Origin of the sequence: Streptomyces sp. NPDC055966 (assembly GCF_042269865.1) — a bacterium.
Classification (GTDB): domain Bacteria; phylum Actinomycetota; class Actinomycetes; order Streptomycetales; family Streptomycetaceae; genus Streptomyces.
Genome location: NZ_JBHJYK010000002.1, coordinates 394,411 through 415,072, shown reverse-complemented (window position 1 = coordinate 415,072; position 20,662 = coordinate 394,411). Strand labels below are relative to the sequence as shown.

Below are 20,662 nucleotides of genomic sequence, written 5' to 3'. Positions count from 1 at the left end.
GGCCGTCGCGACGCTCCACTGAACCGAGGGACGCACGATCCCCTGGAGGAGGCTCGACCACGAGCAGCATGTCCGCACCCGCCGCCACACCGTGATCCGGCTGGCCGGCACCGCGCTGATCGCGCTGGCCATCTACTACGTCGGCGGGCGAGACGAGGGTGACGCGGCTGGTCACGTGGCTGCTCCTGCTGTGTCGGCTGCCGATGTCACGGGGTGTGGGTCTCCACGGGATACGGCACATGCGGATGCCGCCGTGGGGAACGCGCCGAGCGGGGTTCCAGCCCGGCGTCATCCCCAGCGGGGCGGCCTCCTGGCTGTCGCGGCTGCGGACGTGGCGTCGTGGATTCCCGGGGGAGGTGTCAGTCGACGGCCGGGGCGGCGGCGTACTCCTCGTCGGTGACGGGTGTCAGCCAGTGCACGACGTCGTGGTCGGTGTCGCTCTCGTTGATGGCCAGGTGGACCATCAGGCGGTTCGGCGCGGCCCCGTGCCAGTGCTCCTCGTCGGCCTCGAACAGGACGCGGTCGCCGGGACGGATGACCTCGATCGGCCCGCCCCGGCGCTGGCACAGGCCCACCCCCTCGGTGACGAAGACGGTCTGGCCCAGCGGGTGGCGGTGCCAGTGGGTGCGCGCACCGGGCATGAAGTGCACCAGGTTGGCGCTGACCCGGGACGGTGCGGGCGCGGCGGCGACGGCGTCGATGTAGACGTCGCCGGTGAACCAGTCGGCCGGGCCCTTGAGGGTGTCGATCGAGCTTCGGGTGATCTGCAAGGTCGTACTTTCTGTGTCGTTCGCCCGGGCGGGGTCAGGGCTTGAGGAGCGCCTTGACGGCGCGGCGTTCGTCCATGGCCTTGTAGCCCTCCGCGACCTGCTCCAGGGGCAGGGTGAGGTCGAAGACCCGGCCCGGGGCGATCCGGCCGGTCAGGACGCGGTCGATCAGGTCGGGCAGGTAGCGGCGGACGGGAGCCGGGCCGCCGCGCAGGCCGACGTGCGAGAAGAACAGCTCCTGTCCGTCGATCGCCACCTCGTGGGGGACGCCGACGAAGCCGACGTTGCCGCCCGGCCGCGCCGAGTGCAGGGCCTGCCGCATCGCCTGGGCGGTGCCGACACACTCCAGCACCGCGTCGGCGCCGATCCCGTCGGTGAGGTCCTTGACACGGGCGACGCCCTCCTCGCCCCGTTCGGTGACGATGTCGGTGGCGCCGAACTCCCGGGCGAGCTGCTGACGGCTCGCGTGGCGGCTCATCGCGATGATGCGCTCCGCGCCGAGCTCCTTCGCCGCGATCACCCCGCACAGGCCGACCGCGCCGTCGCCCACCACCACGGCGGTGGAACCCGGCTTCACCTCGGCCGCCAGCGCGGCGTACCAGCCGGTGCCCATCACGTCGGAGACGGCGAGCAGGCCGGGCCAGAGCTCCTCGGCCGGGTGCCCGTCGGTGGCGACCAGGGTGCCCTGGGCGTTGGGGATGCGCACGTACTCGGCCTGGCAGGTGCTCATGAACTCGCGGTTCAGGCAGTTGGACTGCCAGCCGTTGCGGCAGTTGGCGCAGGTGTTGTCGGAGGTGGCGAAGGAGCCGACGACGAACTGGCCCGGCCTGACCGCGGTGACCTCGCTGCCCACCTCCTCCACGAAGCCGACGTACTCATGGCCCATCGGGTGGGCCTCGTCGGTCGCGTCCAGGCCGCGGTAGGGCCACAGGTCGGAGCCGCACACGCAGGTGACGGCCGTCCGGATGATCGCGTCGGTCGGCTTGAGGATCTTCGGGTCGTCGAGGGCCTCGAAGCGCACATCGCCGGGGGCGTGGATCACTGCTCCGCGCATGAGAGAAGTCCTTACGTGCTGAGGTCGGGCCGCTGCCGCGGCCTGTGCGGCCGTTGATGCCGGCGCCACGTCCTCCAGGTAACCGTGTTTCCGCACGGGCAGCGAGTTACCGGCGAGAGGTGTACTGCCGGTACATCCCTCCCGGGGCGGGCAGGCCGTACGGTCGAGGGGTGGACAACCGTGACGAGGTCCGCGAGTTCCTCACCTCGCGGCGAGCGAAGATCACCCCGGCGCGGGCAGGGCTGCCCGCCGGTTCCCGGCGCCGCGTGCCGGGGCTGCGCAGGAGCGAGGTCGCGGCACTGGCCGACATGAGCGTCGAGTACTACGCGAAGCTGGAGCGGGGCAACCTCGCCGGTGTCTCCCCGGCCGTCCTCGAAGCCGTCGCCCGCGTCCTGCAGCTGGACGACGCCGAACGCGCCCACCTCCTCCATCTGGCCCAGGCCGCCGACGGCTCCGACGCCCTCACCCGCCCCCGGCGCCGTACCACCCGGCAGTGGACCCCGCACCGCAGCCTGCAGTGGACCCTGGACGCGATCACCGCGGGACCCGCGTTCGTTCGCAACGGCCGCATGGACGTCCTCGCCGCCAACCAGCTCGCCCGCGCCTTCTACACCGACGTCCACGCCAACCCCCACAACCAGGCGAACCTGGCCCGCTTCAACTTCCTCGACCCCGCGTCCCGGCGGTTCTACCCCGACTGGGAGCTCTTCGCCGACATGGCGGTGGCCATCCTGCGCGCCGAAGCCGGCCGCGACCCGCACGACAAGGACCTGCACGATCTCGTCGGCGAGCTGTCCACCCGCAGCGAGGAGTTCCGCACCCGCTGGGGCGCCCACGACGTCCGCCGCCACGGCACCGGCACCAAACGGTTCCACCATCCGGCCGTCGGCGAGGTCACCCTCGCCTTCGAGGGCCTGGAGATGGCCGCCGAACCCGGCCTCACCCTGACCATCTACACCGCCGAGCCCGGCTCGCCCTCCGAGGAGCGGCTGCGCCTGCTCGCCTCCTGGGCCGCGACCGAGGAGACGGCCCCGCCGACGCGGCATTCCACGGGCTGAGGCAACGGCGCCCCCGCTGCGCCGGTCACGGGCTTGACCTTGACATAGTGACAAGGTGTCCGCTGGGTGCAGGAGGTGGTCCCGATCAACCCGACCAACGGAACCCCGCAGCACGCCCGCATGGCCGACGCCCTGAGCGCCGAGGACACGTCGGTCCGGCTCCAGGCGGCCCTGGCGGCCGGCTCGAACCCCGATCCCGGCTTCCTGGAGACGCTCGTCGAGCGGTGCGCGGTCGAGCCGGACTTCTTCGTGCGCGACATGCTGTCCTGGGCGCTGACCCGCCTCCCGTCGGAGATCACCCTGCCGCGGATCCGCCGGGAGCTCGACTCCGCGCGCACGCAGGCCCGCAGCCAGGCGTTGCACACGCTCTCCAAAATCGGCGAGCAGAGCGCGTGGACCTGGCTCACGCGCGACATGCTGGGCGACACCGACGACGAGGTCGCGCGGGCCGCGTGGCGCGTCGCCGTCGTCCTCGTGCCCGAGGACGGGAAGAAGGACCTGGCCGACGCACTGGTCGGGCAGCTCGGCCGCGGCGACCGCGATGTGCGGCTGAGTCTGAGCCGGGCCCTCGTCGGCCTCGGCGACGTGACCGGGCCCGCCCTGGCGGAGGCCGCGGCGCACCCCGACCCGGCGGTGGCCGCGCACGCCCGTGCCACCGAACTGCTCCGGCAGAACCCGCAGACCGGTTTCGACGCGGCCGTCGACGAGGCGAGGCGAGTCGTCGCACTCGGCCCGGCCGAGAAGGCCCCGCAGGCCCCGGAGGCCGCGGCGTGCTGATCGGCGAAGTGGCCCGCCGCTCGGGGGTGAGCCCCCGGATGCTCCGGCACTACGAAGCCCTCGGGCTGGTACGACCGACCGGTCGCACCGTCGGCGGCTACCGCGAGTACTCCGCCGAGGACGTCCGCAGGATCTTCCACGTGGAGAGCCTGCGGTCCCTCGGGCTCTCCCTCCAGCAGATCGGGCGCGCGCTGCGGGACCCGGCGTTCACGCCGTCCGCCCTGGTCGGCGACCTCATCCGGTGGACGGAAGACCGCATCGAGCGGGAACGGGAGCTGCTGGAGCGGCTCCGGGCGATCGATGCGTCGGCGCCCGCCGACTGGCAGGACGTCCTGCGCGTCGTCGAGCTCATGCAAGGGCTCGACTCGCCCAGCGCCGCGCGCAGGCAGCAGGCCGTCCTGGCCCGGCCGGAGGGCGGGCCGGTCCCCGCCGAGCTGCTCGCCGACGCGGTCCTGGCCGAGTCCGACCCCAACGTCGCGGGCGCCCTGCGCTGGGCGCTCGCCCGCTCGGGCGGCGACGGGACGGCGACCCTGGCCGCCGGCATGCACGCGGAGGACGCCGGCGTCCGACGGCGTGCGGTGCTGGCGATCGCCGAGATGCCCGAGGCCCCGGGTGCGACCGAGGTGCTCGCCGACGCGCTCCGGGACCCGGACCCGACGGTGCGCGGGCACGCCGCTCTGGCGTTGGGCAGGCACGGCGCGACCGAGGCCGTGCCGACGCTCGTCCGTATGGTGGTCGAAGGCTCCCACGACGTCGACGCGGCGGAAGTCCTGGCAACGCTGTCCAGGGAACCCGGATGCGGAGACCGGATCATGACCGCGCTGGTCGACGAACTCGCCGCGCCCACCGCGGATTCCGCGACGCGCATACGCCTGATCCAGGCGCTGGTCGAGCTGCCCGGGACCACCGTGCGGGAGGTCCTGCGCCGACTGGCACACGACGACGACCGCGCCGTCGCACTCGTCGCCTCGGCCTTCCTCGGGTGACGTTTCGCGCGGCCCGTGCGCTGACGGAGAGCCGGGCCCGGTACCGCGCCGGCGCAGGGCGACCGCCTGCCGCTGCCGGTGCCGGGGTCCCGGACCCCTCTCCGTGCCGTTCGTGACTCCCCCCGTGGCGGTACGGCGAGGGGCGGGGGGGTGCCGCCCCGACCCCGCTTCCGTCCGGCCGCGTGATGCTCGGGCGCTCCCGTGCGCTCCTTGTGACATGAGTGCGTACCTCCGTCTGCGAGCGGTGCCGCCACCGGCACTGCGCAACAGCGCGACCTGGCTGGAACGGCTTTTCGACAGCGACGTGGAGACCGTCCGGCACCGCACCGGCCGGCACCGTGAGGAGGTGCTGGACAAGCGGTATCTGGACCAGGAGCGCATCTACGCCGGCGCTCCGCCGCAGGTTCCCGGGGACCCGTCCCGGGCCCAGGTGGTGCTGGGCGGCCGGCCCGTGTTCCGCGCCGACCGGCACAAGCCGCCGCTCCTGGTGCTGACGGCGGCGCAGGCCCGCCGGGTGGCCGGGTTCCTGACGGCCGCCGACTTCGACGCACTGTGGGACTACGCCCGAGGCGACCTGCTGCCGCGCTACGGCGGCCCGGCCGCGGAGTCCGCGACGTGGGGCGCGTTCGCGGCGGCGCACCAGGAGCTGAGGGCGTTCTACGCGACGACGGCCGCATCGGGAGACGCGGTGGTGAAGTGGCTGCCCGAGGCGTGAGTGTCCCGAGGCGTGAGTCGTGGGTGATCCCCGCCGGCGGAACCGGTCCGCCGGATCGGTCCGGATCACGGCGGGGCGTGCGGCAGCGGACCGGGGTCGGGCGATCCAGCCGTCGTCGTGCACGCGTCCGGCACGAGTGTTTGTAAGATTGCGCAACTGTGCAACCATGCGGGGCGGTGCCACGTCCTGCCTTACACACGCCGCACGCGTCCGGTCGTACCCCTGACGGCCCGGACCGATGGCCCGACCGTTCATGGGAGTGGGAGATGAGCGACCCGTGGGACGGCCCAGGCCGCCAGGCGACGCGGAGCCGTGGCGCACGGGTCCCTGGGACGCGGGCGACCGAGGCCGGGGGACCGCGTGGGCGGGGCGGCAAGGATGCGGCCCGGGCGGGCGGCCGCTCGCGTGACACCGGGCGCGGTCGCGCGGGCCGTCAGGCGGGGCGCGTCAGGCGGGTGTTGAAGGTCCTCGCCGTCGGCACGTCGGTGCTCATCCTCGTCACGGCCGGTGCGGGCTGGTGGTTCTACGAGCACCTGAACGGCAACATCCACAGCCTGTCGCTCGACGGCAAGGGCGGCTCCGAGAAGGCCGACGCCTTCGGCCGCACCCCGATCAACATCCTGGTCATGGGCTCCGACGGGCGCACCAGTGCGGAGGACTGCAAGCTGGGCGGCGGCTGCTCGCAGACCGGTGTGCAGTCGGGCAACGGGAACGCGGACGTGGAGATGGTGCTGCACATCTCCGCCGACCGCTCCAACGCCACGGTGATGAGCATCCCCCGCGACACCATGACCAGGGTCCCGGCCTGCCAGGACCCCGGCTCCGGCCAGTCGACGCCCGGTTACTACGGCCAGATCAACAGCGCGCTGACGTACGGCCCCGCCTGCCAGGTGGCCACCGTCCACCAGCTCACGGGCATCCCGATCGACCACTTCGTCAAGCTCGACTTCTCCGGCGTGGTGAAGATGTCGGACGCGATCGGCGGCGTCTCCGTGTGCGTCAGCGACAACGTCTACGACACGTACTCGCACCTGAAGCTGTCCAAGGGCGACCACACCCTCAAGGGCGAGGCGGCGCTGGAGTTCGTGCGGTCCCGGCACGGCTTCGGCGACGGCAGCGACCTGGGCCGTACGACGACCCAGCACCTCTTCCTGAGCGCGATGATGCGCAACTTCAAGAGCGCGGGCACGCTCACCGATCCCACGGCGGTCTACGGCCTTGCCGACGCGGCCACCAAGGCGCTGACCGTGGACGACGGTCTGGGCACGGTGAAGAAGCTGATCTCGCTCGCGTCGGACGTGGACAAGGTGCCCACGAAACGCATGACGTTCACGACCATGCAGACCGCCCCCGACCCGAACAACAGGGACCGGGTGGTCGTGGGGCCGGGTGCGCGGACGCTGTTCTCCACGATCGCCGACGACCAGTCCCTGACGACCGGTTCGGGCGAGAAGTCGGCGGCGGCCTCGGCGACGTCCTCGGCGACGGCGGAGCCCACCGCTTCGGCGGTGCCGGCGGCGCAGATCGCGGTGACGGTGGAGAACGGCACCGCGGTGACCGGCCGCGCCTCGCAGATCGCGACCGCCCTGACCGACCAGGGCTTCAGCTCCGCCACCACCACCGCCAACGCGCCCAGCCCCGCGGCGACGACCATGCTGACGTACGGCAGCGGCGAGAAGGGCGAGGCGCAGACAGTCGCCAAGGCGCTCGGCCTGTCCTCCGCGCACCTGCAGCAGGGCACCGGCACAGGCCTGACCCTGGTGATCGGATCGGACTGGCCCACCGGCACCTCCTTCCCCGGCGGCAGCTCCCGCCCCGCACCCGCCGACACCCACGCCGCCGTCTCCAACGCCCACGCCTCCACCGCCGACGACTCCAAGACCTGCGCCCAGGTCAGCCAGTACAGGACCGTCAGCCTGGGCGGTGTCTCGATGACACCGGCGCAGGCGTACGCCGCGGCACGCGATGTCCCCGACTCCGCCTCCTAGGGGCAGCTCTACGCCTCGTCCCTCAGGAGGTCGGTGACCTCCTCAAACGACCAGTGTTCCGCCGCGCCGGGGCACCCGGCCACGTACGCGGCCACCGTGTCCATGTCCCAGGCACCGGCCGCGAGGAGGCCCGAGGCGAGCAGGCGGACGTAGGCGGGGGACGGGGCGACCCACGGAACGTCGGTCATCCCCCAGGGCGCCGTGAACGTGAGGAGGGGGAGGCCGTCCACCTGCCCGGCGCACACCAGGGTCTCGTAGCGGCCCTCGCCCAGCACGGCGCGACCGTCCCTGAGCACGTCCCGCAGGTCCAGGTCCGGTCCGGGCTCCCGGTACATCTCCTGGGCGGCGACGTCGGAGAACTGCTCCGCGGTCATCAGGTGGGCTCTGGCCAGTACGCGCCCGTCGACTCGTTCGTCGTAGAAGGCCCTGCCGCCGCCCCAGACGGGAGACTCGGTGGCGAAGTACAGCGCCCCGGCCAGTTCCACGGGGATGGACCGCACGGGCATCGCGGGGTTCCGGCACCCGGGGTACTCCCGTGCGGCGCCGTCCGGGCGGCCGCCGCGGACGTAGGCGGCAAGCCGGTCCAGGTGCATGTTCGAGCCGTAGGACGTGTACCAGACCCGCTCGGGACGCGGGTCGTCCGGCAGGGTCGGATCGATGCGATGGTCACCCCGGCCCGATTGCGGCGGGCCGGGGCTCTTCGTCATGTGATCGGCTTCGGACTAGAACTCGTGGTGGCGGACCACGCGGAAGCTGGCCACCACGCCGTTGTCGATGTAGATGCCGTCGGTGGGGCCCGCTTCCACGCCGTAACTGTCGCTGTGGGGGCCGACGGTGGCGATCGGAGCGCCGTTGTCGCAGACCGCCCCGCGGAACACCTCGACGGTCCTGTGGCTCTCGTTGCGGATGTTCAGGGTCTTGGCGCCCAGGCCGCTGACCACGGTGACGCAGTCGCCGGGGTCGCTGGAGTACGAGCGTTCGTTGACCTGGATCCGGCCCTCGTAACCCTCGTGGCCCCCGTGGCCTTCGTTGTCCCTGCCCTCGTTGCCTCTGCCTTCGTTGCCCTTGCTCTGTCCGCCGTCACCACCCTGCGGCGCCGCGGCGGTGGCCGCCGGGGCGGCCGGGGACGTCAGGGACGAGGCAGCCGAGGCGTACGTGATGCCGGACGCGGCCAGGGCGGCGGCGGTCCCGACAGCGGCGGTGACCATGGTGGAACGGGCGACCTTCATGTCGCTCTCCTGTCTCGTGTGCGGAGATGCCGGCCCGTCAGCCAGCTTGTGACGAAAGTACACACAGCTGACATGACGGTCATATCAGAAGGTCGGCACCACGGGCTGATCGGGGGATCCGGGGCGTCGGATGCCGCCCCACGGGCAAGGTGCCGAAGCGCCAAGTCCCGTGGAGTAAAAGTGGATTGTCGCACCATTAGCCCCTACGAGGGATCTTCTGACGCCTCATCACTTGCTGTCGGCCCAGCGTGTCGAATCGGGTGCGGTGAGGTGCGTCGTGCTACGTGGCGGGAAGGTGGAAATCGGTCCCATTTCCGTCCGGACGGATTACGTCTGCGCAGGTCAGAGCCTCGTTAAAGAAGATGACAACGGTCACCGGTGCAGCCTTTGGTGAATACACCGACCATGCGTTTCACTGCGGCCAGGAACCCGACGCGAGGGGGAGGCGTACGACATGAGTGATCACGACCACGACCACGACCACGATCACGACCACGGGCACGCGCATGGCGCCGGCGGGCACGCGGGCCACTCGCACGGTGTGTCGGCGGACGCCGACCGCCGCTGGCTGGCCTGTGCGCTCACCTTGATCACGGCGTTCATGGCGGTCGAGGTCGCCGTCGGCGTCATCGCCGGCTCCCTGGCCCTGATCTCCGACGCGGCACACATGCTCACCGACGCCGCCTCGATCGTGCTCGCCCTCGTCGCGATGCGTCTGTCGGCCCGCCCCGCCCGCGGCGGCTTCACCTACGGACTCAAGCGCGCGGAGATCCTCTCCGCCCAGGCCAACGGCCTGACCCTGCTGCTGCTCGGAGCCTGGCTGGCGTACGAGGCGGTGCGGCGGCTCATCAGCCCGCCCGAGGTCGAGGGCGGACTGATGCTGGCGACGGCGCTCGCCGGCATCGCCGTGAACGTGGTCGCCACCTGGTGCATCTCCAGGGCCAACCGCAGCTCCCTGAACGTCGAGGGCGCCTACCAGCACATCCTCAACGACCTGTTCGCCTTCGTCGGCACCGCCGTCGCCGCGCTGATCGTCGTCCTCACCGGGTTCGCCCGGGCCGACGCCGTCGCCACGCTCGTCGTGGTCGCTCTGATGTTCAAGGCCGGTTACGGACTGGTCCGGGACTCCGGACGGATCTTCCTGGAGGCCGCCCCGGCCGGCCTCGACCCGGACACGATCGGCGACGAGCTCGCCGGACAGCCCTCCGTCGTGGAGATCCACGACCTGCACGTGTGGACCATCACCTCCGGCGAACCCGCCCTGTCCGCCCACGTCCTGGTCGAACCCGGCGGCGACTGCCACGCCGTACGGCGCCATCTCCGGAACCTGCTGCGCGACCGGCACGGCATCGGCCACGCCACCCTCCAGGTCGACCACCTCGGAGAGGACACGGACGCCGCGGACCTGCTCCAGATCACCGCACCGTCGGCCGAACAGCAGGCGGAGCACTGCGACGACGCCCACGGCCCCGTCCACCGTCCCGGCCCGCACGAGCACTGACGGGCAGCCGGGCCGTCGTGACCGCGGCACCACACGGTGGGCCGCCGCGGGCCCCGGCCGTCTCAGGCCTGCGCCGCCGTGGGCAGTCCGCCCTCGAACGCCGCCAGGATCCGCTCCGCGGCCAGCGTCGCCGTCAACTCGCCGTCCCTGACCCGCCGTTCGAGATCGGGCGCGCTCTCACGCACCGCCGGGGCCGCGTGCAGACGGCCGAGGAGCTCGTCGCGGACCATGGCCCAGGTCCACTCGACCTGCTGGTCGCGCCGCTTGGCGGTGAGGCGGCCGGTGGAGTCCAGGAGCGTGCGGTGCTGCTCCAGACGTTCCCAGAGCGTGTCCAGGCCGGCCGACTCCCGCGCGCTGCAACTGAGCACCGGGGGAGTCCAGAAGGCGTCCTTGCCGTGCATCAGCCGCAGGGCGCCCGCCAGTTCACGGGCCGCCGCACGGGCGTCCCGCTCGTGCGGGCCGTCCGCCTTGTTGACGGCGATGACGTCGGCCAGTTCCAGGACGCCCTTCTTGATGCCCTGGAGCTGGTCGCCGGTGCGGGCCAGGGTCAGCAGCAGGAAGGTGTCGACCATGCCCGCGACCGTCGTCTCGGACTGGCCCACACCGACGGTCTCCACGAGGACCACGTCGTAGCCCGCCGCCTCCATCACCACCATCGACTCCCGGGTGGCCTTCGCGACCCCGCCCAGCGTGCCCGCGCTGGGAGAGGGGCGGATGAAGGCCGCCGGGTCCACGGACAGGCGCTCCATCCTGGTCTTGTCGCCCAGGATGGAGCCGCCCGTGCGGGTCGAGGACGGGTCGACGGCGAGCACCGCGACCCGGTGGCCCAGCGAGGTCAGCATCGTGCCGAACGCGTCGATGAACGTCGACTTGCCGACCCCAGGCACCCCGCTGACGCCGATCCGCCGCGCCCGGCCGCTGTGCGGCAGGAGCCGCGTCAGCAACTCCTGTGCCAGCGCCCGGTGCTGGGGCCGGGTGGACTCGACGAGCGTGATGGCGCGGGCCACCAGGGCCCGCTTGCCGTCGAGCACACCCTTCACATACGTGTCGAGATCGATCGCGGCCATCGCGGCGCTACAGCTCGTGGCCGAGGTCGGCCGACAGCCGCTCGACCAGGTCGTACGCCGCGTCCGGGATCACCGTCCCCGGCGGGAACACGGCCGTGGCACCCATCTCCAGCAGCGTCGGCACGTCCTGCGGCGGGATCACCCCGCCTACCACGATCATGATGTCCTCGCGGCCCTCCTCGGCCAGCTGCTCGCGCAGCGCCGGGACGAGGGTGAGATGGCCCGCGGCCAGCGAGGACACCCCGACCACGTGGACGTCCGCCTCGACCGCCTGGCGGGCGACCTCCTCGGGCGTCTGGAACAGCGGGCCGACGTCGACGTCGAAGCCGAGGTCGGCGAAGGCGGTGGCGATCACCTTCTGGCCGCGGTCGTGACCGTCCTGGCCCATCTTGGCGACCAGGATGCGCGGCCGGCGCCCCTCGGCCTCCTCGAAGGCGTCCACCAGGGCACGGGTGCGGTCCACGTTCGGGGACTGGCCTGCTTCGTTGCGGTACACGCCGGAGATCGTACGGATCTGGCTCGCGTGCCGGCCGTACACCTTCTCCAGGGCGTCGGAGATCTCGCCGACGGTGGCCTTGGCGCGGGCCGCGTTCACCGCCAGCTCCAGCAGGTTGCCCTCGCCGCCGGCCGCCCGGGTGAGCGCGTCGAGCGCGCCCCGGCAGGCCTGCTCGTCCCGTTCCGCCCGCAGCCGGCGCAGCTTCTCGATCTGCTGGGCGCGTACGGAGGAGTTGTCGACCTTGAGGACGTCGATCGCCTCGTCGTTCTCCACGCGGTACTTGTTCACGCCGATCACGGGCTGGCGGCCGGAGTCGATGCGGGCCTGGGTGCGGGCCGCGGCCTCCTCGATGCGCAGCTTGGGGATGCCGGCGTCGATCGCCTTGGCCATGCCGCCCGCCGCCTCCACCTCCTGGATGTGCTGCCAGGCCTTGTGGGCGAGGTCGTACGTCAGCTTCTCCACGTAGGCGCTGCCGCCCCACGGGTCGATGACCCGGGTGGTGCCGGACTCCTGCTGGATGAGCAGCTGGGTGTTGCGGGCGATGCGCGCCGAGAAGTCGGTGGGCAGCGCGAGCGCCTCGTCGAGGGCGTTGGTGTGCAGCGACTGGGTGTGGCCCTGGGTCGCCGCCATCGCCTCCACGGCCGTACGCGTCACGTTGTTGAACACGTCCTGCGCGGTCAGCGACCAGCCGGACGTCTGCGAATGGGTGCGCAGGGAGAGCGACTTGGTGTTCTGCGGGTCGAACTGCTTCACCAGCTTCGCCCACAGCAGCCGCGCCGCCCGCAGCTTCGCGACCTCCATGAAGAAGTTCATGCCGATCGCCCAGAAGAAGCTCAGGCGCGGCGCGAACGCGTCCACGTCCAGGCCCGCTTCACGCCCGGCACGGATGTACTCGACGCCGTCCGCGAGCGTGTACGCCAGCTCCAGGTCGGCCGTCGCGCCCGCCTCCTGGATGTGGTAGCCGGAGATGGAGATCGAGTTGTAGCGCGGCATCCGCTGCGAGGTGTACGCGAAGATGTCGGAGATGATCCGCATCGACGGCTTCGGCGGATAGATGTAGGTGTTGCGGACCATGAACTCCTTGAGGATGTCGTTCTGGATGGTCCCGGCCAGCTTCTCGGGCGGTACGCCCTGTTCCTCCGCCGCCACGATGTACAGCGCCAGCACCGGCAGCACGGCGCCGTTCATCGTCATCGACACGGTCATCCGGTCCAGCGGGATGCCGTCGAAGAGCTGGCGCATGTCGTAGATCGAGTCGATGGCCACGCCCGCCATGCCGACGTCGCCGGTCACGCGCGGGTGGTCGCTGTCGTAGCCCCGGTGCGTGGGCAGGTCGAAGGCGACCGACAGGCCCTTCTGGCCGGCCGCCAGGTTGCGCCGGTAGAACGCGTTGGACTCCTCGGCGGTGGAGAAGCCCGCGTACTGGCGGATCGTCCAGGGCTGGTTGACGTACATCGTCGGGTACGGGCCGCGCAGGTACGGCGCCATGCCCGGGTAGGTGCCGAGGAAGTCCAGGCCTTCCAGGTCACGGCCGGTGTACAGCGCCTTGACCCCGATGCCCTCCGGGGTCTCCCACAGCGGCCGGTCGCCGCCGGCCGCCAGCCACTGCTCGGCGCTGCCGTCGGCGGCCGCTCCCTCGGCGGTCTCCAGCTCGATGCCGGAGAAGTCGGGGATTCCCATCAGGACACTCCCATGCGGTCGAGAGTCGTGGACAGGACGTCGACGGCGTCGCAGCCCGCGAAGACGTACGCGTCGATGCCGGGGTGGTCGCCCCGGCCCGCCAGGAAGACCTGACGGGCACCGGCCGCTCGCAGCAACTCGGCCTGGCGCTCGGCCTGTTCGGCGTACTGGCCGTCGCTGGAGCAGAGCACGGCCTCGGTGGCGCCGCTGTCCTCGAAGCGGCCCTCGGTGACCGGCTCGATGCCGCCCGCCTGGAAGAGGTTGGCGGCGAAGGTGGCGCGCGCGGTGTACTCGGCGGCCGAGCCGATCGTCGCGAGGTAGATCCGGGGGCGGGCGCCGGTCGCCGCGAGGTGGGCGTCGGAGCGGGCCCGCAGCTCCTCGTACGCCTCGTCGCGGCGCACGCGCGGCAGCCCGCCGGACGGCGGCTCGGGCGCGGGCTCGCGCTCCACCGGCTTCTCGCCGAGCAGCGGGAACTCGCTCACGCCGGTGATGGGTTCGCGCCGCTTGGCGAGCCTCTTGGAGCGCTCCGCCCACGTCGCCGCGAGGTCGGTGCGCAGCCGGCCCGAGCGCAGCACGGCCGGCTGGCCGCCGTCCCGCTCGACCGACCGGAAGAACTCCCAGGCGGCGTGGGCGAGTTCGTCGGTCAGCCGCTCGACGTACCAGGAGCCGCCGGCCGGGTCGATGACCCGGGCCAGGTGCGACTCCTCGATCAGGATCGTGGAGGTGTTGCGGGCGATGCGGCGGGCGAACGCGTCGGGCAGGCCGAGCGCGTGGTCGAACGGCAGCACGGTGACGGAGTCGGCGCCGCCCACCCCGGCGGCCAGCGTCGCGACCGTCGTGCGGAGCATGTTCACCCACGGGTCGCGGCGGCTCATCATCACCGGCGAGGTGACCGCGTGCTGCACCTGCGCGCCCGCGCCGGGCGCCCCGGACACCTCGACGACCCGCGCCCACAGCCGGCGCGCGGCGCGCAGCTTGGCGACGGTCAGGAACTGGTCGGCGGTGGCCGCGTAGCGGAACTCCAGCTGGGCGGCGGCCTGTTCGATGCCGAGGCCCGCCTCGGTCAGCTCGCGCAGATAGGCCACACCGGTGGCGAGGGAGGCGCCCAGCTCCTGCGCGGCCGAACCGCCCGCCTCGTGGTACGGCAGCGCGTCCACGGTGAGCGCGCGCAGCCCCGGGTACTGCTCGGCGCAGCGGGCGGCCAGGGCGGCGTACGGCGCGACGTCGAGCGCGGTGCCGGTGCGGGCCTCGTAGCCGAGCGGGTCACCGCCCAGGTTGCCGCGTACGGCCTTGGCGTCGACGCCCCTGTCCGAGTAGAGCCGCAGCAGTGCCTCGGCCGCGGCCTCGGTGTCGCGGCCCGCGTCGAGGACGACCGGCGCGAGGTCGAGGTAGACGCCGTCGAGCGCGCGGGGCAGGTCGGCGACCGGGAAGCCGCCCTCGCCCAGCACCAGCCACAGCGAGGTGCCGCCGTTCTCCAGGTCGGCCAGCACGGCGCCCTCGGCGAGTGCCACGTGCCGCTGCCGCACGTCCCAGCCGTCGGCGGTGTTGCCCTCGGGGCGGCCGCCGCGCAGGTACGGGGCGAAACCGGGCAGGCCGGGGTCGGGCGCGGCGTCGCGCGCGGTGTAGAGGGGCCGGGTGCGCAGCCCGTCCTCCAGCGTCGTGGACAGGGCGTCCTCTGCTGCCGCGCCAGAGACTTCCTTGCCCGACTTGCGCAGCACACCCTCGACCAGGCGTTGCCACTGCTCGTGCGTCGCGTCAGGGAACTCGGCGGCCAGGGAGAGCCCGTCGTCAGGCAGGACCGTCATGCTCGGATGCTAGGGCAGGATGCTAGAGGACGGGTGAAGAGCGCACTGTGAAGTTGCCCTCCTCACGCCTGTGACCTGCGCCTCCCGCCCGTCGGCCGATGACGTTCAGGAGCTGTGGAGGGGGAGTTCAGGAACCGTCGGGGGGCGCGACCTCGGGGACGAGCGCGCACATGGCCGCGCGCTGTTCGGTGCCCATGGAGTCGGCGAGGGCCTGCCGGACGGTCCCGGCGAGCAGCGCGGAGGTCTCGCGCAGCAGTTCGCGCGCCTTGTCGGTGAGCGCGACCTCCACGCCGCGCTTGTCGCCGCACACGGCACGGCGGTTGACCAGGCCGGCCCGCTGGAGGCAGGCGATCTGGTAGGTGAGCCGGGTCTTGGGGCGGCCGAGGAGGTCGGCGACCTGGGTCATCCGCAACCCGGTGCGCGGCCGTTCGGCCAGCAGGCACAGGATCAGGAACTCGTCGTGCGAGACGCCGAGGGTCTCCTTCACCGCCGTCCGCATCCGCTGCTCCACCCCGCCGGTCGCGGCCAGCAGCACCATCCACGCGCGCAGCTCGTCCGGGAGCAGCCGCTCCCCGCTCTCGGCGAGAGGGCAAGAGGGCTGGTCGGCGGGGGGTGTGGTGGTGGCGGACATACGGCCAGTCTACCCGTTGTGCAAATTTGGATAACGGGCTAGCGTAGGGCTCCTTCGATTATCCAAATTTGAATCACCTTTCGGGAGAGTACGACCATGACCGTCGCCGTGGAAACAGGTACCTGGCAGCTCGACCCCAGCGCGTCCACCGTGGCGCTGCGGCACAAGACCATGTGGGGCCTGGTCACCGTGAAGGGCGCGTTCACCGCGATCAGCGGCGGGGGCGAGGTGAGCCCGGACGGCTCGGCCACCGGCACCGTGACCCTGGACGCCGCGTCCCTGGACACGAAACACGCCAAGCGGGACAAGCACCTGCGCTCGGCGGACTTCCTCGACACCGACCAGCACCCGGAGATCACCTTCGCCGTCCGGGGCGCCGAGCGGCTCGACGCGGACGGCGTGCGGGTCACCGGGCAGCTGACCGTGCGGGGCATCAGCCGGCCGCAGGAGCTCACCGCGCGCCTGGCCTCGGCGGACGCCGGCGGGCTCACCCTGGAGACCGAGTTCACCGTGGACCGCGACCAGTTCGGCATGGGCTGGAACCAGATGGGGATGATGCGCGGCCTGACCACGGTGACGGCCGCGCTGCGCTTCACGCGCGCGGGTTCCTGAGCCGGACGGCCCGACCGGGCGGTCGGGCCGGGGCCTGCGGGCGTCAGCCGGTCAGGCCCAGCTCCGACCCCTGCACGTCCTCGGTGGAGAGCGTCTGCGGGGTGGCCGTGAAGGCGCGCAGCCGGAAGTGGGTGCTCTTGCTCGTGGGCAGCGGGTAGCCGCCGTCGGGCGCCCGCAGGACCACGGTCGCCGTGCCGTGCGCGGGGATCGTGGCGGGGCCGTGTGCCAGCGACCAGTACTTGCCCATGCCCTGGCCCGTCGTGAGCATGTAGTGCGGGGTGAGCGGGTCGCTCCCGGTGTTGGTGACCTTCACGGTCAGCGTGGACAGCGCGCCCGCCGGGGCGTGCCGGGCCTTCGTGATGTCCATGCGCAGCGGCGGCCCGCCGGTCGCCGCCACGGTCACGCTCAGCAGCGCGGGCAGCACGAGCAGCACCACGGCTCCGGTCAGCGCGGGCCTGCGGCGCCGGGCCGTCAGCCACGCCGGCCGCGGCTGCCACGCGCGCGTGAACTCCGACAGGGGCGTGGTGATCGCCGCCGCGAGCCACAGCGGCGTCATCATCAGGTAGTAGCCGTCCTGCGAGCGGGTCGCCAGGTAGAAGACGCACCAGGGCAGCACGGTCGCCGCCGGACCGAGGCGCCGGACGAACAGCACGAACAGCCCCAGCAGGGCCGCGGCGAGCAGCATGCTCGCGTGGCTGTACCAGTCGAGCCGGTCGCTGCCGTGGGTGAAGTACAGCGAGATGTCCACCAGGCCCTGGCCGTGCACCACCGCGCCCTGGGTCAGCGGCAGGACGATGCCCCGGATCCAGGGGCCGGGCTCGGTCACCACGAAGTAGGCGTTGATCACGAACCAGGTGAGCACCGCGATGCCCGTGACCCGCAGCACCACGCGCGCCGCCGCCCGCCCGTCCAGCTCGCCGCGGCGCACGGCGTAGATCCCGGCCAGCAGGAACGGCGCGAGGAACCACGGGAGTTGCTGTGCCGCGCACGCGGCCCCGAGGCACGCGGCACGCGCGATCCCGGCCGCGCCCAGCCGCCCCCCGGCACCCAGCCGGGTCCAGCCCGCCACCACCGGCATCAGCAGGACCAGGGCGACGATCGCCGGGTAGCCCTGGCGGGCGTACATCGGCAGGAAGCTGAAGCCCAGGCAGATCATCGTGGCCGCCGAGCGCCACGGCGCCGGCAGCCGCTGCCACAGCACGACCGTGCCCACGATCAGGACGACCGTCACCGCCGCGGTGGCCGGCGCGCCGTTGTGGCCGAGCCCCAGGAACGGCAGCGTGAGCAGCGGCGTCAGCGGCGGGTAGCCGTACGTGAAGTCGTAGCCGCCGGTCGTCGTCGGCGTCAGGGCGACGCCGGGGAGGTGGAACAGCCACGGCCACGGGTGGTCGTAGACCTGGTGCCCGCCGAGGATCTCCCTCGCCGCCTGGGTGGTCAGGACCGCCTCGTCGCCGCCGGCGTGGTTGAGCGCCCACGTGCACAGGGTGAGGGCGATGGCCGTGACGAGCACCACCAGGTCCAGGCGGGCCAGCGAGCGCGCCCGGCGGACCGTGAGCGCGAGGATGCCGGTCACCAGGATCGCGGCGTAACAGAGGGAGATGACCGCGGCGAGGGTCAGCCGGTGCGTCGCCGCCTGGGTCCACACCGTGCGGGCGCCGATGAACAGGCTGACGTCGGCCAGCAGCGTCAGGACGCGATGCCACTGCGCGGGCGCCTCGGGGGCGGACTCCAGGTGGGTTCCCGGAACGGCGGACACCGCCGACTGCGTCCGCCGGCCGGGTGTCACCTGCGGTGTTTCTGCCAAGTGCACGGCACGGGAAGCTACTGACGGCAAATGACCGCGACATGGCCGCTTGTGAAGAGTCCGGTGTGAGAGAGGTAAGAAGCGGACTTAACCGTACATGTGCCCTGTGTCACGCCGGAGTCGGGGCATCGGATCGGTCGCGCACCGTGTCGTTGTTGGGCCGAACGGGTGACTTGGCGTAAGAATTGGCCGGTGCAGGCATTGAGTGTGAGTCAGGTCGGGGGGAGCCGGTGAGCCGTTACGACGTCACCGATGAACAGTGGGAAGGGCTCGCCCAGGTCGTGCCGTTGCGGGGCCGGGACGCGTGGCCGTCCGCGGTGAACCACCGCGCGCTGCCGGACGCCGAGACCGAGACCCGGCGCCGGTTCGTGGTTTTGCGCGTCAACGTCTTCGCGGACGCGCGGGAGGTCGCCGAGACCCTGATGGCCGGGGTGCCGGTACTGCTCGACCTGTCCAGCGCCGAGACGGAGGTCGCCAAGCGCGTCCTCGACTTCAGTACGGGCGTGGTCTTCGGACTCGGCAGCGGGATGCACCGCGTCGACCGGAACGTGTTCCTCCTCACCCCGCCCGGGACCGAGGTCAGCGGGCTGATGGAGGGGGCGGGGATGTCGGGGGGCTGAGCCCCTGTCCGCGGGGCCGCCGGCGCACCGACGGCCCCACGGGCATCCCTCGTTCGTAGGAAGGTCCCGAGGGCAAACGGTTCGGCGGGGCGGCGGAGTTCTACCGTCCGGGCATGGCCGTGCCTTCCGTGTCCACCGAGCCCGCGGCGGCCGCCGCGCCCGGCGGGACCGTACCTGCGCAGTCCCGCGTGCCCGGGGACGCCCCGGGAACCCCCGAACTCTCCGAACTCTTCGGAGCCCTCGAACCGGCCGCACCCGCCGGTGCGGCCGGAGCCGCCCGGTGCCCCGACGTACGCGCTCGGATCACCGAGCTGCGGCTGTCGGCCTTCGCCGGGCACCGGCGGGCCTCGATTCCGCTCGGCCCGGTCACGGTGCTCGCGGGGCCCAGCGGCGCGGGCAAGACGACCGCGCTCATGGCGTACGAGGCGCTCGCCCGGCTCGCCGCAGGTGTCGCGCTCCGGGAGGCGTTCCCGGACCCGCCCGCCTGTGTGCCGCAGCGGGCGCGCCCCGACGCGGGCGGACGGCGCGGCTTCCGGATCGGGTGTACGGCCGACGGTGCCGAGGGTCCCGTCCGGCTCGACGTCGCCGTCCAGGCCGAACCCGTTCTGCGGATCGCGGGGGAGCGGCTGACCGCGGGCGGCGTCGTGCTGCTGGAGACCGCGCTGCGCGACCCGTCCCGCCGCGCCGTCCAGGCCGCCTGGCACACCGCGGGCTCCGCCCCGGTCACCCGCGCCCCGCTCCCCGACGACCGGCTCGGCACCGCCCTGCTGCCGTTGCGCGTGGCCGGCAAGACGGACGGGCAGCGGCAGGTGCTCGCCGCGGCCGAGCAGATGGTGGTCGCCCTGCGCTCCGTCTTCCCGTGCGACCCCCACCCCGCGTCCATGCGCACGCCCGTCCCCGCGGGCTCCGGACGGCTGCTGCCCGGCTGCGACAACCTCGCCGACGTGTTGTGGCGCACCCGCGCCGAGTGCGCCCGCCGGCACGCTCTGCTGGTCGAGGCGCTGCGCGCGGGCTGCGCCGGGCCCGTGACCGACCTGGTCGCCGAGCCGCTGGCGGACGGCACGGTACGGGCGCTGCTCGACCGCGGCGACGGCCTGCGCACCGAGCTGGCCCGGCTCGGGGACGGCGAACTCCGTTATCTGGCACTGGCGCTGGTGCTGCTGACCGGGCCCGGTGTCCTCGCCGTGGACACCCCCGGCGAGGTGCCGGACGCGCTGTGCAGCCTGACCGTCCTGGCCGACGGCCTCGACCGCGGCCTCGACCCCGCCCAGCGCCGCGCACTGCTGTGGCTGGCGGCCCGGATGGGCGAGCGCGGGCACATCCGGTGGCTGGGCGCGGTGAGCGACGGCTCCTGGGCCACCGGGGTCCGGGGTGTCACGGTGGTACACCTGGACCGTGACGGAACCTCTTGACCTGGCCCGACTCCAGCGCCGGCTCGCCGAGTTCGCGGCCGCGCGGAACTGGCAGCCCTACCACACGCCCAAGAACCTCGCCGCCGCTCTGTCGGTGGAGGCCTCCGAACTGGTGGAGATCTTCCAGTGGTTGACCCCGGAGGAGTCCGCGCGGGTGATGGCCGACGCCGGCACCGCGCACCGCGTCGAGGACGAGGTCGCCGATGTCCTCGCCTACCTCCTCCAGTTCTGCGGCACCCTCGGCATCGACCCGCTGGCCGCGCTGGCCGCCAAGATCGACCGAAATGAGCGTCGTTTTCCGGTCGCGGGGGACAGGGACGGGGACGAACCGGGTCAACTGCCGGACTCCTGAACTCCATTATTACGTTCCGTAGCGAAATCGCCTGTCGAATCCGAATTGTTGTCCACAAATTTCCGCCCACCTCTGGCTTTTCGACTCAGGCGCCCTCACTCTGGGTAG

19 protein-coding genes are annotated in these 20,662 nt (G+C 72.6%); 10 read left to right on the top strand and 9 right to left on the bottom strand.

Features of this window, described 5'->3' with window-relative positions; all coding sequences use genetic code 11:
- Positions 1–359: 359 nt before the first annotated feature.
- Together ACFC8N_RS06130 and ACFC8N_RS06125 are read right to left on the bottom strand one after the other, a co-directional pair.
- Positions 360–770 (bottom strand): cupin domain-containing protein, encoded by a 411-nt coding sequence (locus ACFC8N_RS06130; RefSeq protein WP_376286873.1) that lies wholly within the window; start codon positions 768–770, stop codon positions 360–362.
- 34 nt (positions 771–804) lie between these two features.
- Entirely contained in the window at positions 805–1,821 is a 1,017-nt protein-coding gene (locus ACFC8N_RS06125; protein WP_356021543.1) for a zinc-dependent alcohol dehydrogenase family protein, read from the bottom strand.
- 170 nt (positions 1,822–1,991) lie between these two features.
- Between ACFC8N_RS06125 and ACFC8N_RS06120 the strand changes: the two genes are divergently transcribed.
- The 5 genes from ACFC8N_RS06120 to ACFC8N_RS06100 all read left to right on the top strand — a co-directional run bounded on the left by ACFC8N_RS06120 (position 1,992) and on the right by ACFC8N_RS06100 (position 7,345).
- Entirely contained in the window at positions 1,992–2,879 is an 888-nt protein-coding gene (locus ACFC8N_RS06120) for a helix-turn-helix transcriptional regulator (RefSeq protein ID WP_356021545.1), read from the top strand.
- A 66-nt stretch (positions 2,880–2,945) separates the two neighbouring features.
- Positions 2,946–3,656 (top strand): HEAT repeat domain-containing protein, encoded by a 711-nt coding sequence (locus ACFC8N_RS06115; protein ID WP_376286870.1) that lies wholly within the window; start codon positions 2,946–2,948, stop codon positions 3,654–3,656.
- Positions 3,650–4,642: a HEAT repeat domain-containing protein gene (locus ACFC8N_RS06110; RefSeq protein WP_376286867.1), complete on the top strand. Its 993-nt coding sequence runs from the start codon at positions 3,650–3,652 to the stop codon at positions 4,640–4,642. Before ACFC8N_RS06115 ends, ACFC8N_RS06110 begins: the two co-directional genes overlap by 7 nt.
- Before the next feature lie 217 nt (positions 4,643–4,859).
- On the top strand, positions 4,860–5,357 hold the full coding sequence (locus tag ACFC8N_RS06105; protein WP_356021551.1) for a DUF1877 family protein: 498 nt from the start codon (positions 4,860–4,862) through the stop codon (positions 5,355–5,357).
- A 266-nt stretch (positions 5,358–5,623) separates the two neighbouring features.
- The gene (locus ACFC8N_RS06100) at positions 5,624–7,345 is read left to right on the top strand and encodes an LCP family protein (protein ID WP_376286864.1); all 1,722 of its coding nucleotides are present in this window, start codon (positions 5,624–5,626) and stop codon (positions 7,343–7,345) included.
- Between the two features lie 8 nt (positions 7,346–7,353).
- Here ACFC8N_RS06100 and ACFC8N_RS06095 read toward each other — a convergent pair whose 3' ends face one another.
- Together ACFC8N_RS06095 and ACFC8N_RS06090 are read right to left on the bottom strand one after the other, a co-directional pair.
- Complete coding sequence (locus ACFC8N_RS06095) at positions 7,354–8,052, bottom strand: histone deacetylase (protein ID WP_376286861.1); 699 nt, start codon at positions 8,050–8,052, stop codon at positions 7,354–7,356.
- 15 nt (positions 8,053–8,067) lie between these two features.
- A complete protein-coding gene (locus ACFC8N_RS06090) occupies positions 8,068–8,574 on the bottom strand; it encodes a hypothetical protein (protein WP_376286858.1) in 507 nt (168 codons plus the stop codon).
- A gap of 454 nt (positions 8,575–9,028) precedes the next feature.
- Between ACFC8N_RS06090 and ACFC8N_RS06085 the strand changes: the two genes are divergently transcribed.
- Positions 9,029–10,075 (top strand): cation diffusion facilitator family transporter, encoded by a 1,047-nt coding sequence (locus ACFC8N_RS06085; protein ID WP_362821640.1) that lies wholly within the window; start codon positions 9,029–9,031, stop codon positions 10,073–10,075.
- 62 nt (positions 10,076–10,137) lie between these two features.
- Here the strand turns inward: ACFC8N_RS06085 and meaB are convergent, their stop codons facing one another.
- The 4 genes from meaB to ACFC8N_RS06065 form a co-directional block, all read right to left on the bottom strand.
- A complete protein-coding gene (gene meaB / locus ACFC8N_RS06080; RefSeq protein WP_356021561.1) occupies positions 10,138–11,142 on the bottom strand; it encodes a methylmalonyl Co-A mutase-associated GTPase MeaB in 1,005 nt (334 codons plus the stop codon).
- A 7-nt stretch (positions 11,143–11,149) separates the two neighbouring features.
- Positions 11,150–13,318, bottom strand: coding sequence for a methylmalonyl-CoA mutase (gene scpA / locus ACFC8N_RS06075; RefSeq protein WP_376286855.1), 2,169 nt, complete (start codon positions 13,316–13,318; stop codon positions 11,150–11,152).
- Positions 13,318–15,123 (bottom strand): methylmalonyl-CoA mutase family protein, encoded by a 1,806-nt coding sequence (locus ACFC8N_RS06070; protein WP_376286852.1) that lies wholly within the window; start codon positions 15,121–15,123, stop codon positions 13,318–13,320. The genes scpA and ACFC8N_RS06070 overlap by 1 nt, the downstream gene beginning before the upstream one ends.
- 127 nt (positions 15,124–15,250) lie before the next feature.
- Complete coding sequence (locus ACFC8N_RS06065; protein ID WP_356021566.1) at positions 15,251–15,754, bottom strand: MarR family transcriptional regulator; 504 nt, start codon at positions 15,752–15,754, stop codon at positions 15,251–15,253.
- A gap of 96 nt (positions 15,755–15,850) precedes the next feature.
- On the opposite strand from ACFC8N_RS06065, the gene ACFC8N_RS06060 reads away from it, so the two are divergent.
- A complete protein-coding gene (locus ACFC8N_RS06060; protein ID WP_356021568.1) occupies positions 15,851–16,366 on the top strand; it encodes a YceI family protein in 516 nt (171 codons plus the stop codon).
- 43 nt (positions 16,367–16,409) lie between these two features.
- Here ACFC8N_RS06060 and ACFC8N_RS06055 read toward each other — a convergent pair whose 3' ends face one another.
- The gene (locus ACFC8N_RS06055) at positions 16,410–18,122 is read right to left on the bottom strand and encodes a hypothetical protein (protein WP_376286849.1); all 1,713 of its coding nucleotides are present in this window, start codon (positions 18,120–18,122) and stop codon (positions 16,410–16,412) included.
- Between the two features lie 278 nt (positions 18,123–18,400).
- Between ACFC8N_RS06055 and ACFC8N_RS06050 the strand changes: the two genes are divergently transcribed.
- The 3 genes from ACFC8N_RS06050 (at position 18,401) to ACFC8N_RS06040 (ending at position 20,554) form a co-directional block, all read left to right on the top strand.
- Positions 18,401–18,790 (top strand): cell division protein SepF, encoded by a 390-nt coding sequence (locus tag ACFC8N_RS06050; RefSeq protein WP_356021570.1) that lies wholly within the window; start codon positions 18,401–18,403, stop codon positions 18,788–18,790.
- 113 nt (positions 18,791–18,903) lie between these two features.
- Entirely contained in the window at positions 18,904–20,202 is a 1,299-nt protein-coding gene (locus ACFC8N_RS06045; RefSeq protein WP_376286846.1) for an AAA family ATPase, read from the top strand.
- The gene (locus ACFC8N_RS06040; protein ID WP_376286843.1) at positions 20,186–20,554 is read left to right on the top strand and encodes a nucleotide pyrophosphohydrolase; all 369 of its coding nucleotides are present in this window, start codon (positions 20,186–20,188) and stop codon (positions 20,552–20,554) included. The genes ACFC8N_RS06045 and ACFC8N_RS06040 overlap by 17 nt, the downstream gene beginning before the upstream one ends.
- The last annotated feature ends 108 nt before the right edge of the window (positions 20,555–20,662 follow it).

Bases quoted from the DNA above. Each gene is read 5' to 3' on its own strand.
- ACFC8N_RS06070 (WP_376286852.1), bottom strand. From the start codon at position 15,123: ATGACGGTCCTGCCTGACGACGGGCTCTCCCTGGCCGCCGAGTTCCCT.
- ACFC8N_RS06105 (WP_356021551.1), top strand. From the start codon at position 4,860: ATGAGTGCGTACCTCCGTCTGCGAGCGGTGCCGCCACCGGCACTGCGC.
- ACFC8N_RS06095 (WP_376286861.1), bottom strand. From the start codon at position 8,052: ATGACGAAGAGCCCCGGCCCGCCGCAATCGGGCCGGGGTGACCATCGC.
- ACFC8N_RS06100 (WP_376286864.1), top strand. From the start codon at position 5,624: ATGAGCGACCCGTGGGACGGCCCAGGCCGCCAGGCGACGCGGAGCCGT.
- ACFC8N_RS06085 (WP_362821640.1), top strand. From the start codon at position 9,029: ATGAGTGATCACGACCACGACCACGACCACGATCACGACCACGGGCAC.
- ACFC8N_RS06060 (WP_356021568.1), top strand. From the start codon at position 15,851: ATGACCGTCGCCGTGGAAACAGGTACCTGGCAGCTCGACCCCAGCGCG.
- scpA (WP_376286855.1), bottom strand. From the start codon at position 13,318: ATGGGAATCCCCGACTTCTCCGGCATCGAGCTGGAGACCGCCGAGGGA.
- ACFC8N_RS06090 (WP_376286858.1), bottom strand. From the start codon at position 8,574: ATGAAGGTCGCCCGTTCCACCATGGTCACCGCCGCTGTCGGGACCGCC.
- ACFC8N_RS06125 (WP_356021543.1), bottom strand. From the start codon at position 1,821: ATGCGCGGAGCAGTGATCCACGCCCCCGGCGATGTGCGCTTCGAGGCC.
- ACFC8N_RS06065 (WP_356021566.1), bottom strand. From the start codon at position 15,754: ATGTCCGCCACCACCACACCCCCCGCCGACCAGCCCTCTTGCCCTCTC.
- meaB (WP_356021561.1), bottom strand. From the start codon at position 11,142: ATGGCCGCGATCGATCTCGACACGTATGTGAAGGGTGTGCTCGACGGC.
- ACFC8N_RS06045 (WP_376286846.1), top strand. From the start codon at position 18,904: ATGGCCGTGCCTTCCGTGTCCACCGAGCCCGCGGCGGCCGCCGCGCCC.